General features: G+C 66.2%; 9 protein-coding genes. 3 read left to right on the top strand and 6 right to left on the bottom strand.

Translation table 11 applies throughout. From position 1 onward, the window contains the following. Together EK23_RS17120 and EK23_RS17115 are read left to right on the top strand one after the other, a co-directional pair. Positions 1-534, top strand: a 534-nt coding sequence (locus tag EK23_RS17120) for a methane monooxygenase/ammonia monooxygenase subunit C (protein WP_045226598.1), incomplete at its 5' end; no start/stop codon positions are given. Between the two features lie 226 nt (positions 535-760). Continuing rightward, positions 761-1,192, top strand: a complete 432-nt coding sequence (locus tag EK23_RS17115; protein WP_045226597.1) for a hypothetical protein — start codon at positions 761-763, stop codon at positions 1,190-1,192. A gap of 45 nt (positions 1,193-1,237) precedes the next feature. On the opposite strand, the gene queF is transcribed toward EK23_RS17115, so the two are convergent. From queF to EK23_RS17085, 6 genes are all read right to left on the bottom strand, one after another. After that, positions 1,238-2,062 carry an NADPH-dependent 7-cyano-7-deazaguanine reductase QueF gene (gene queF, locus EK23_RS17110; RefSeq protein WP_045226596.1) on the bottom strand — a complete coding sequence of 275 codons (825 nt, stop codon included), beginning with the start codon at positions 2,060-2,062 and terminating at the stop codon, positions 1,238-1,240. Between the two features lie 106 nt (positions 2,063-2,168). After that, on the bottom strand, positions 2,169-3,188 hold the full coding sequence (locus tag EK23_RS17105; RefSeq protein ID WP_052808291.1) for a DUF2950 domain-containing protein: 1,020 nt from the start codon (positions 3,186-3,188) through the stop codon (positions 2,169-2,171). Beyond that, on the bottom strand, positions 3,185-5,182 hold the full coding sequence (locus EK23_RS17100) for a DUF3300 domain-containing protein (protein ID WP_045226595.1): 1,998 nt from the start codon (positions 5,180-5,182) through the stop codon (positions 3,185-3,187). Before EK23_RS17100 ends, EK23_RS17105 begins: the two co-directional genes overlap by 4 nt. A 72-nt stretch (positions 5,183-5,254) precedes the next feature. Further along, on the bottom strand, positions 5,255-6,040 hold the full coding sequence (locus tag EK23_RS17095; protein WP_045226594.1) for a DUF3313 family protein: 786 nt from the start codon (positions 6,038-6,040) through the stop codon (positions 5,255-5,257). A gap of 18 nt (positions 6,041-6,058) precedes the next feature. Next, positions 6,059-6,517 (bottom strand): glycine zipper domain-containing protein, encoded by a 459-nt coding sequence (locus EK23_RS23710; RefSeq protein ID WP_045226593.1) that lies wholly within the window; start codon positions 6,515-6,517, stop codon positions 6,059-6,061. Positions 6,518-6,586: 69 nt separating this feature from the next. Continuing rightward, complete coding sequence (locus EK23_RS17085) at positions 6,587-7,024, bottom strand: hypothetical protein (RefSeq protein ID WP_052808290.1); 438 nt, start codon at positions 7,022-7,024, stop codon at positions 6,587-6,589. A gap of 226 nt (positions 7,025-7,250) precedes the next feature. On the opposite strand from EK23_RS17085, the gene EK23_RS17080 reads away from it, so the two are divergent. Further along, the gene (locus tag EK23_RS17080) at positions 7,251-10,928 is read left to right on the top strand and encodes a GH36-type glycosyl hydrolase domain-containing protein (protein WP_235282170.1); all 3,678 of its coding nucleotides are present in this window, start codon (positions 7,251-7,253) and stop codon (positions 10,926-10,928) included. Positions 10,929-10,991 lie beyond the last annotated feature (63 nt).

Here is a 10,991-nt window from a genome sequence, read left to right as displayed (position 1 = left end):
TCCATCCTGTGGGGCTACATCTGGAAGACCCGTGACCGCAACCTGGCTGCCATCACCCCGCGTGAAGAGCTGCGTCGCAACATGACCCACCTGATCTGGCTGTTTGCCTATGCGTGGGCCATCTACTGGGGCGCTTCCTACTTCACCGAGCAGGACGGCACCTGGCATCAGACGATCGTGCGCGACACCGACTTCACCCCGTCGCACATCATCGAGTTCTACCTGAGCTACCCGATCTACATCATCACCGGTTTCGGCGCGTTCCTGTACGCGAAGACCCGCTGCCCGTTCTGGGCCGAGGGCCTGTCCCTGCCGTACCTGATCACCGTGGTCGGTCCTTTCATGATTCTGCCGAACGTGGGTCTGAACGAGTGGGGTCACACCTTCTGGTTCATGGAAGAGCTGTTCGTAGCTCCTCTGCACTACGGCTTCGTGTTCTTCGGCTGGCTGGCCCTGGCTATCATGGGTGTCTGGCTGCAGGTGAGCGCGAGCTTCAACAACCTGATCGGCAAGGATCTGTGCCCGGACGTCTAATACGACGTGACGGGATGAGAGCCTAGCTCAAATCCGTAGAAGCAAGTCTGCCCTGGCCGGGCCGACGGGGCAGGGGGCTAAGCCCCCCTGCCTTTCACCGGGCAAGCCCTTGCTCCGGTTTCCTTCCTCCATGACAAGGCCGGTTTTTAGGGTTTCCTGGTCATGGAATCATTCCAGATGATTTCAGTCGTACTGTCCGGACAACGTCGCCGGCAGAGGAGGCTTCATGTCCATTATTGAAAAAATCAAGAACAGCCGTTGGTCCGTCGTGCTTCTGCTTGCCTTCGTGGCCGGGTTGTACGTGCTGCAGAACGAGGCGGTCACGCCCTTCGTCGAAAGCGTGGTCGCATCCGACTTGTTCGAGGAGAATACTAGCGACCTGGCGGGACGCGACCTGACTCCCGTGGCGGTGGTCCAATGCAATGAATTCGTGCGCCAATCCCTGGGCGCGGAGCATCCGGTGGAATTTTCCAGTAACGATGTCAAGACCTGGGAATTGTCCGGCGGACGCTATCTGGTGAGGTCGCAGGTGTCCGAGCAGGATGAGTCCGGCAGTTGGGTGCGCAAGAATTTCGCCTGTAACGTGGAATACACCGGCGGCGCCGACAGCGATCTGGCCAGCTGGGATCTGCAGGGCCTGGAAATTCGCGATATTTGATCAAACTGGCAGGCTCCGCGCGCCCAGTTTCCGGGCGCGCGGCGCTCACTGCCGGAACAGCCGCAGGTTGGCAGGCCGCGGTGCGTCGAAACTGCTGCGGAAGGGGTTGATGTCAAGTCCGCCGCGGCGCGCGTAACGGGCGTACACCGTCAGGAGTTGGGGCTGGCAGCGTGCCATCAGGTCCATGAAGATGCGTTCCACGCAGTGCTCGTGAAATCCCCCGTGGCTGCGAAACGAGACGATGTAGCGCAACAACCCCGCTCGCTCGATGCGGGGGCCGCGATAGTCGATGCGCAAGCTGGCCCAGTCCGGCTGTCCCGTGATGGGGCAATTGGACTTGAGCAGGTTCGAGCACAGGCTTTCCTCCACGCACTCGCCGCCGCTAGATAACAGATCCGGTGCCGGGGCGTAGCGGTCCACCTCCACATCCAGTTCGTCCAGGCAGCCCTCATCCCAGCGTTCGAACGACTCGGTCCGGCAGGCCGACGGCGCGCGCAGTTCAACCTCGACGGCGCCGCCGAAGGCGTTGTTCAGATCGCGCTGCAGGATCGCCGACACCTCGCCTTCATCCCCCGGGAAACGCGTCTGGTTGAAGGAGTTCAGGTACAGCTTGAGGGATTTCGACTCCACGATGTTGGCGGAATCGGCGGGCACATGGAAACTGGCCAGGGCGACGCGCGGCTTGCCCTTGCCATTCAGCCAGGACAGTTCATAGGCGTTCCAGATATCCCAGCCGGAAAAGGGCAGGGCCTCGCCGATGCCCAATTCCCCGCGCAAAGGCGCGCGCTCCACCGGGTAGAGCAGGGTCGGGTCGTAGCGGTCGACATAACGGGTGGATTTACCGAGCGGTGAATCTTCGATGCGGTGCATGAGGGGAACGCAGGCGCTTGGTGGCGCGGATTGATAGCCGCGCCATTTTAACCTCTAACCGCCCGCCGGTGTGCTTCCGGGTCACGCACGCAACGAAGGTCCTCCGCTACTGAGCGGCTTCCACTGGCGTCCAGGACGGGTCCGGATTGAACTCCTTCATGGCTTCCGCCAGCTTGGCGGTCTGGGGCCCCAGGTCCTTCTGGAAAATCTGGCCCTGGTGATTGACGATGAAGCTCATGATGCCGGAAGTGCCATATTGGGCGGGAAAGGCCACCAGGCCGAAACCGGCGATCATATTGCCGTTGATGACATAGTCGTACTTGCCGCCGGGCGCCGCCGGCCCCTGACGGGTCAGGATGCGGAACAGATAACCGTGATAGGGCACCGGCGCTTCGCCGCCCTTGGCCAGTTGATAGCCGCCGGCCCGGGCTTCGGCGACCAGGGGACCCAGGGGGCTGGCGGGTTGACCGGGTTCGGGCTCCCAGAACAGGCCATCCTGCTTGCCCGGCTCGCTGCGCAGCTTCTGCGCGTATTCGGAGACGCCGTCGCCATCGCGGTCGGTGTTGGCGTAGTCGAACTGAGCTTCCACGTAGCCGCGGATCACATCCAGGGTGGCCAATTCGTTGCGTCCGATGCGGCGGTCGAGGATTTCCTCCTTGCCCTGGTTGGCGTCGAATTGCCAGCCCGAGGCTGTTTTCACCAGGGGGATGGGGAAGGGCCAGTCTGACTCGCCCACGTGCATGAAGGCCTTGTCCTCGCGCACGGTTTCCACCGTCAGCTTCTTGTTGGCCATGTTCACGAAATTGGCGCGATTGTGCTTGTCCTCCACCTCATCCCCGGAGGACAGCAGATCTTCGTGTCCCGCGCCGAACAGGGCGGTCAAGGCTGCCGGGTCGTTGCCACGGGTGGCATCCACCAGAGCCTTGGCGGCTTCGTCGGCGGTTTGAAAGCTCTGCGGCGGCGAAGCAGGTTCTGCACCGGCCAGCAGCGGGCAGATAGCCAGGAGGGAGAGGGAAATCGCTTTGAGTGTACGCAGCATGGTCAAATCCTCGGTCAGGATGTGCGGTAAGCGGTTCGGTGAACTGCCGTTGCCGGTCGGGCAGGGGATCGGGCGTTCGGGTCTCATCGCCGTCTTCCTCCGCCGCCCAGCCGGCCTCCACCGCCGCCACCTCCCCTGCCTCCGCCGCTGAAGCCGCCGGCCGCCGCGCCCCCTTGACGACCGCCGCCCGCGAAGGAGGCTTGGCGGCTTGCGGCACCACGCTGGCTGAAGGCCTTGGCCTTGTCACCGCCGCCTTCGAAGGCGTTGGGACGGGCCCGCTCGGCGCGGCGCTGGTTGTCCATGGCCTGCGCCCGCTCGCGCCCGCCAAAATCCTGGCGTTGCTCGGCGCGGCGTGTTTGCAGTGGCTGCTGCCGGTTTTCCGTCTGCATCTGTCGTGGTTGCTGGGTCTGCAGCTTTTGCGGGCGAGTCCCATCCCCGCCTGCTTGCCGTGTGGCGAGCGCCTGCTGGCGGCTCTCGGCGCCGCGGCGGCTGTCTACCTGAGCAGTTTTGCCGGATTCGCGCAGCCCCGCAAGGGCGCCTTCACGCCCGTTCTGGCCAGCCGCGCTGCGCCTTTCCTCGGCGGAGCGGCGCGACTGTTCCATCCGCTTTTCGGTGATGGAGGGACGCTGCGCCAGTTGCTGCCGGACTTCTTCCTGGGTCAAGCGTCTGTCCGAGGGAAAGGTCACAGGTTTAGGCGCCTCGGCCACTTTTCCGGACCGCCCCCCGAAACCCCGCGTGGAGGCCGGCAGGGTCTGCGCGGCGCCCAGGCGTTGGCCTGCCAGGCCGGGCTGCTCCGTGCGGCCCAGACGCTGCTGCACCGCTTCGGGATACTTCTGGCCGCGCCGGTGGCGGGCATCCGGCGTCCAGCCTGCGGGCCGCTGGGCGGGCCTGAGGTTGTTTTGGCTGAAGACGCCGCCACGGTCGATGTTGATCTCGTTCCCCGAGATGTTCACGTCACGGTTGATGTTGGTGTTGCGGTTGATGTTGCCCCGGTCGTAATTGCCACCGCCTCCACCGTTCCAGCAATTGCCGTTGTTGCAGACCGCGCCGCCGTAGTAGTGGTTCACCGGGTAGTAGCCGCCATGGTAGTGGTCGTCCCAGTCATCGTCATCGGCCCATTCCATCAGGCCCCAGGTGAGCAGTCCGCCCACCACCGCGCCGGCGCCGAAGGTCATCCAGGTGTCGGTGCTGGAGGTGGTCGTGGTGGTGGTCGCCGGCGGCGGATAATAGGCCGGATAGTAGGCGGGAGCCGCAGCGGTTCCTGCGGCCGGGTAGGCGTAGGACGCGGTGGTCGCGGGCGGCGGCGCCAATGGCGCCTGGTAGGCCGTCTGCGGGTTGTACTGGGGTACGTAGACCGTGTCCGCCTTGGCCGGTTCGATGGTGATGACTTCCTTCTTCAGCACGGCGGGCGTTACTTTCACCTCGCTGCCCGCGTCGGATTCCGTCGCCCCGGCGTCGGGCGCGCGGGCCTCCACTTGCTGCGCCGCCACCTTCTGCTCGGGCGTGTCCTTGAGGAAACCCGAGTCCTTGGCCCGCTTGCGCAAGACCTGAATGGTGTCCATCAGTTCGGCCGGCTCGGCCAGGAAGGCATCGCCTAGTTGCGTAGTCCAGTCCAGGTGATCGCTCATCATCTTCAGCACCTGCGGCACGCTTACCAGGCGCTGCACGCTGGCGTCCCAATCCTTGCCGTTCAGGGTCGACAGGTCGGGCTTGCTGTCCAGCCAGCGCGCCGCCTGCACCACCTCCAGGGGATAGGTGGACGCCACCAGCAATTCCGCCAGGAGCGGGTCCGGATACAGGGCGATCGGAGCCACCAGGGATTCCAGTTCCGTCAGCGGCTTCGCCGGTGGCGGCGCTGGGGTGGGCGCTGGCGCCTGGGTTGCGGGAGGGGGCTGTGCGGCAGCGGGCTCGGCGGGTGGAGCCGCAGGCGTCGCCGGCTGTGCGGCGGGTTGCGCGCTAGCTTTGGGGGTTTCTTCGCTCTTGCGGTCGCAGCCCGCGGGCAGCAGGGCCAGCGCCAGTAGCAGGGCGCCGTAAGCAGGCGGACGGCGGGAATTTCCAGGTATTGCAGAGGCAGCTTTCATCGCTTCATCTCCACGCCCAGGGTTTGCAGGGCGGGCCGCCGCTCTCGGACGGCCCACCGGTAAGGAACGGATTTAGAACGGCCGCAGGGTAAACGGCGTCGGGTCGGTGACGGCTTCGCCTGGCTTACGGTTGGCCACCTGCACGAACTGCTTCGCCCAGCGGTCCATGATGCCCTTGGCAGGGCCGTACCAGGTGAGCCGGGTCAGGTCCAGCGGGCCCACGTCCTGGGAGTCGCGGTCGGCGAAGGTGGCCACCACCTCGCCGGTGCTGACGTCGCGCAGGCGGGCCTCGAAGGCGGCGCGCCGCTGGTTGATGAGTCCCGCCGCGGTGCCGCCGCCCGGCTGCAGCCAGCCCAAGGCGTGCAATACTGGCTGGGAAGGATCGATCTCGATCAGGGCCAGTTCCAGGCGCAGGGCGGGCTGCTTGTGTTGCGAGGGGTCCTGGATCACCCGGAACCGGTGATGGGGATCGTCCTTGAATTCGGTTACTACCTGATGGTGGAAATAACGGGCCAGTTCGGCGATATCGCTCTTGACGTCGCTGGCCCAGTTTGCCGAACTCAGTTCGTGCATCCAGTCCATTTCCAGCATGTACTGGGTGTTTACCGGCGCGACGATCAGTTCCTTGTAGGTGGACTTGTCGAAACCGGGCTTGATCCACACCTTCTGGAACGGCAGATCGGCGCGCTTGGTCTGGCGCTTGGGGTCCTGGATGAAGCCGGCATCCGGTGCCGGTTCCACCGCCACGGCCTTGGCCTCGTTGCTGGTTTCCTGAACGGTGGAACAGCCTGCCAGCAGAACGGCGACTGCCAGGGCTGTCAGGGCTTTTCCATGTATTCCTGCATGGGTTTGCGTCATCGGTTTTCCTTGGGTTTCCTATTTAACTGAATAGCCACGGCCATCCAGACAGGCGGCCATGGCGCGTTGATAAGACTGCTGGGCCGGCGAGGCGGTGCCTGCCTCCTGCTCCTGGCGCTTGCGGTCGCGCTCTTTGAACCCGCGGCCCAATCCCCCGGCCGTGGCCCCGATGGCGGCGCCCTTGCCGGCATCGCCCGCGATGGCGCCGATGGCGGCCCCCGCCGCCGCGCCCCGAGCCCCGCCGCGCAGCATTTCCTTGCCAGTGCCGGATTTGCCGGTGCTGGCCGCCTGGGGATTGGACGGGTCGTAACCGGATTGCTGCACCGCCCAGGTGTGGCACTCGTAACGGTCGCGCGACTGCTGGTCCGGGCTTTGGCCCTGCTTAGGGTAGATCATAAGTTCGCCTTGCGCCTGGGCTGCGCAAGCGGCAATGCCGAGGGCGCAGGCCAGGAGGGTGCGGGTGTAAGCTCTGGGCATTTATTAGGGTCTCCGTTGGGTGAAAAGTGAAGGCGGTAGCCTTCCCTGGCTCAATAGTGTCAGACGGAATTACTGCCCGGGATAGCCCTTGGCCGCCATGCAGGAGGCAAAAGCCTGGCTATAGGCGTCGCCTGACGTGGTCTGCTGTTTTTGGCCGGCGCGGCGCTGTTGACGCTGGCGGGCGGCGCCAACAGCCGCACCCGCCTTGGCGGCATCCTGCATTTGGTTGCGAGTGTACTCCTCGGCGACCTCGTCGGAAACGTTCCCATACTGGTTGGCCTTGGAACGTCCTTTGACGGCGCCCGCCATGGCACCGGCCGCAGCGCCGCGCATTCTACCACCCGCCTGGGGCTGGGGTGTGGGGGCAGTTCCCGCCTGTTGCTGGGCGATGGACTGGCACTCAGCTTGGGCCTGCTGCAGCGTCACTTCTTGTGCGGTGCCGATGGATGCGAAGAGCAAACCGAAAGCGGCGATGTTCCAGGGGACAAAGGTGTTGGAGATTGACATGGCGTTTACCTCGATGAAAGTTGGGTGCTGAGGCAGAGACCGCACGGCTGGGCAAGTCGCCGCCCGCCGCCGCGTCAACCATAAGCCCGGTCTCATCCCCTGTACATCGGGGATGATGCGGAGCCATCGGGCTATCCAGGGAATTCGCGCCTGTGCGACACTAGCCGCGCCGCTGCCGCAGCAAGGCGCCGGCGGCTCGCCCACTATAAGAACAGGAGTCAGCACCGTGAGCACCGCAACCCCTTCCACCGGATTCGCTCCCCTTCGCCTTGCCAGCGCCTCCGGGCTAAGCGTCGAGATCAACGCCAACGGATCCATCAGGCGCATGGACCATGGCGATATCATCCTCAACCTGTTCCTCGGCAACGAGGCCGAAGGCGGTCCCGCCAACCTCTATCTGCGGCGGCTGGGCGAGACAGTTGAGGCCGTGCCGCTGCTCGGCCCGCGCAGCCCGGCGCGCGTTCACTACGACGGCCTGAGCCTGGCGCTGACTGGAGCCTGGGGCGACATCGGCTTTCGCGTGATGCTGACCCTGGCCGGAGACCAGGCCGCCTGGTTCTGGCATGTGGAACTGGAAAATCACGGTGAAGCGGCGGCGGAACTGGACCTCATCTACGCCCAGGATCTGGCTCTGGCCCATTATGGCGCGGTGCGCCTCAACGAATACTATGTCAGCCAGTATCTGGACAATGCGCCGCTGAATCACCCCGAACGCGGCACGCTGCTGGCCTGCCGTCAGAACCAGTCCATGGGCGGGAGTAACCCTTGGTGCCTGATCGGCTCCCTGGGCAAGGGCGTGAGCTTCGCCACCGATGCCCTGCAGCTTTACGGGCTCGCCGCCCGCGCTGGCGCCCAGCCCGAAGGCGTGATGCAGGGCCTGCCCGGCGTCCGGCGTCAGCATGAGCATGCCATGGCGGCGATCCAGGATGAGGCCCTGTGCCTTCAGTCCGGGCAGAAGGCCGCGCGCGGCTTCTTCGGCTTTTACCTGCCGCACCACCCGGAGGCCACGTCGACGGCGGATCTGGCCTGTGTGGAAGCGATCCTGGCCTTGCCCGAAGCCCAGGCGGGGCATGACGCGCCGCTATCCGAGGGGCAGGCTCCCGCGCCAAGCCTCTTTGCCTGCGCGCCCTTGCTGGACGCATTGGAATTGTCCGAAGCCGATGTCAGCGCCCTGTTCGGCGCCGGCCGGCGCGAGGAGGAAACGGAGGACGGGCAGTTGCTTTCGTTCTTCTGCGGCGAGCGCAGCCATGTGGTCCTGAAAGCCAAGGAGGGGCAGGTCCTGCGTCCCCATGGCCAGATCCTGCGCAGCGGCAACAGCCTGACGCCGGATGAGGCAGGTCTCACTTCCACGGCCTGGATGGCGGGTGTGTTCCATTCCATGGTGACCCAGGGCCATGTGAGCATCAACCGCTTCCTGTCCACCACCCACAGCTACCTGGGCCTGTTCCGTTCCCACGGCCTGCGCGTATTCGCCGACCTGGACGGGGCCTGGCGCTTGCTGGACGTGCCCTCGGCCTTCGAGATGAGCCCGGAGGCCTGCCGCTGGCACTACCAGCATGCCGGCGGCCTGATTCGGGTGGAAAGCCGCGCCGGCACCGATCGCCACGAACTGGGCCTGAGCGTCGACGTGCTGCTGGGACGACCCTGCCGCTTCCTGGTTTCCCTGCACGTGGCCATCAACGGCGACGACGGCGCCGCCGCCAGGCCGGTGCAATGCCGCCGCGAAGGGCAGGGCATCTTCGTGGGGCCCGTGGCGGACTGCGACGTGGGCTGGCGCTTTCCCCAGGGCGGTTTCCGCCTGACCCCGAGCTTCGCGACGCCCATCGAGCGCGTCGGCACCGACGACATGTTGTTCACCGACGGCGCGACGCGCGACCAGCCCTACCTGTGCCTGCTGACGGCGGCGGCGCGGAATATCGGCTTGACCATCACCGGCCACCTGGTGAGCGGCACGCCGCTGGCGGCGCAGACGCCGGATGACTACTGGCGGCAGGTGAGCGCCGGCCTGCGCGTCGCCCCGCAGGAAGGCTCGGACGGCGCCCGCGGCGCGGCGCGGCTGGGCGAGATCCTGCCCTGGCTGGCGCAGAATGCCCTGGTGCACTATCTCAGCCCCAGGGGGCTGGAGCAGTATTCCGGCGGCGGCTGGGGCACCCGCGACGTCTGCCAGGGGCCGGTGGAAATGCTGCTGGCCCTGGGCCGACCCGAGCCGGTGCGCGATCTCCTGCTGCGCGTCTTCAAGCAGCAGAACCCCGACGGCGACTGGCCCCAGTGGTTCATGTTCTTCGACCGCGAGCGCAACATCCGCCCCAGCGATTCCCATGGCGACATCGTCTTCTGGCCGGTGCTGGCACTTGCCCAGTACCTGATCGCTTCCGGCGATGGCTCGTTGCTGGACGAGGAACTGCCGTTCTTCGACGGCGAGGGCGAGGCCCAGGCCGAGCGCGCCAGCATCCGCCAGCACGTGGAGCGGGCGCTGGCGCTGATGGCGCGGCGGCGCATTCCGGACACGCAGCTCGCCGCCTACGGGCACGGCGACTGGAACGATTCCCTGCAGCCGGCCGATCCCGCCATGCGCGAGCGCCTTTGCAGCGCCTGGACCGTCACCCTGCACTACCAGACCCTGACCGCCCTGGCGGAAGCCTCCCGCCGCCTGGCGCTGCATGAGCCGGCCGAGCATTACGCGGCGCTGGCGGCGCAGGTCAAGGCGGACTTCCAGCGCCTGCTGATCGTGGATGGCGTGCTGACCGGCTTCGCCTACTTCAAGCAGGACGGCGCCATCGATTACCTGCTGCACCCGCGGGACCAGGCCACCGGCCTTTCCTACAGCCTGCTGGCCATGATCCATGCGGTGATTAACGGCCTGTTCACCCCGGAGCAGGCGGCGCAGCATTTCGACCTGATCGGCCAGCATCTCACCGGCCAGGATGGCGCGCGCCTGTTCGACCGGCCCATGGCCTACCACGGCGGGCCGCAGACCTATTTCCAGCGGGCCGAGAGCAGCAGCTTCTTCGGCCGCGAGATCGGCCTGATGTACACCCACGCCCATCTGCGCTACGTCGAGTCGCTTTGGTGTTACGGCGATGCGCAGGGCTTTTACGCGGCCTTGTGCAAGGCCAATCCCATCGCCCTGCGCGAATTGGTGCCGGCGGCCAGTCCGCGTCAGGCCAATTGCTACTATTCGAGCTCGGACGCCGCCTTCGCCGACCGCTACGAGGCCTACGCGGACTATACGAAAGCCCTGCGCGGGGAAGTGCCGCTGGAAGGGGGCTGGCGGGTCTATTCCAGCGGCGCGGGCATCAGCATGAGTCTGATCCTGCGCTGTTTCCTGGGGCTACGCCGCGAGCACGGGCGGATGCTGTTCGATCCGGTGATGCCGGCCGAGCTGGATGGCCTGCGGGCGGAGCTGAGCCTGGAGGGGCGCGCTTGCGAAGTGACCTACCGCATCAAGGGCTCGGGCTGCGGGCCGGTCGCGGTGGAAGTGAACGGCGCGGAACTGCCCTTCATGCGAGGCGAGAACCCCTATCGCGTCGGCGCGGCGGAAGTGCCGCTGGATGCCTTCCGCGATGCCCTGCGTGAAGGACTGAACCGCCTGACGGTGCATCTGGGCGCGGAGGTCGCCGCACGGAAAGCCGCGCCGGCTAAGCCAAAACCGGCCCAAGAAGCGGAAACCAAGGAAGCGCCGGCCGCCGCTGCGCCGGAGCAGCCCGAGGCCACGGCGGCCGAGGCGGAAAGCCAGCCAGCCAAGGCCGGCGCGGTGAAGAAGGCCGTGCCCAAGCGCGAAACCCAAAAGAAGCCGGCGCCCAAAAAAGCGGCGGTGGAACCGGCCGAACCCGCCAAGTCGCGCAAGAGCCCGGCACCCAGGAACGGCCGGCGCGGCGGCAAGCCCAAGGCCGACAAGCCCTGAGCCGGCGCGGGCCGCCGGGGCCCGCCCGTCAGGCCATGGAATTGCAGCTTCGGGACGCAGGTA

The organism is Methyloterricola oryzae, from assembly GCF_000934725.1.
In the GTDB taxonomy this organism is placed as follows: Bacteria; Pseudomonadota; Gammaproteobacteria; order Methylococcales; family Methylococcaceae; genus Methyloterricola; species Methyloterricola oryzae.
The sequence above is the reverse complement of the archived record's forward strand: the minus strand, read 5'-3'. Positions and strand labels throughout refer to the sequence as shown.